This window comes from Xenorhabdus innexi (assembly GCF_002632485.1).
Lineage (GTDB): Bacteria > Pseudomonadota > Gammaproteobacteria > Enterobacterales > Enterobacteriaceae > Xenorhabdus > Xenorhabdus innexi.
Genome location: NZ_NIBU01000263.1, coordinates 1 through 467, shown reverse-complemented (window position 1 = coordinate 467; position 467 = coordinate 1). Strand labels below are relative to the sequence as shown.

The following is a 467-nucleotide window of genomic DNA, read 5'->3' as shown; positions in this document are numbered from 1 at the left end:
AGACAAGATTACAGGGTAGCTGTTTTAACAGTTACCCTTTTCTTGTTGAAGGTAATGATTTCAGTAATTGATTCTGATGTCAAGTCAGGTGAAAACTTCGCGGGACACAGAACGGGCAATATCGCTTTTTATGCCATCAATGTTGATGCAGGGCCGCTCACATACCACCTCCACCTCAATCCTGTCTGAGTCCCGCCCTGTTTTTTTAAGCCGGTTTATTCATTCTCATCGGAATCCTTGTCAACGCGATCGGTGTATAACCCCAGTTCCCGCTCCAGTGTTTTCCCTGTCACTTCCATATCAAGATCAATGTACTCCAGCGTCGTCGCAACATTGCGATGCCCCAGTAATCGTTTCACCATCGGCAAATTGCGATCCGGCGATTTCATCAGCGTTGACGCCACCGTGTGCCGATACCGGTGCGGGGAAACGGCAAAATCACACTCTCTGGATAACCGGCGGAAGAA

The 467-nt window shown here is 48.4% G+C and carries 2 protein-coding genes; one reads left to right on the top strand and one right to left on the bottom strand.

Annotated elements, in window-relative coordinates; all coding sequences use genetic code 11:
• On the top strand, nt 1-189 hold a 189-nt coding region (locus Xinn_RS22570; protein WP_211286053.1), incomplete at its 5' end, for a hypothetical protein.
• 26 nt (nt 190-215) lie between these two features.
• On the opposite strand, the gene Xinn_RS21505 is transcribed toward Xinn_RS22570, so the two are convergent.
• A partial coding sequence (locus Xinn_RS21505) for a site-specific integrase (RefSeq protein ID WP_153043449.1) occupies nt 216-467 on the bottom strand: 252 nt, incomplete at its 5' end.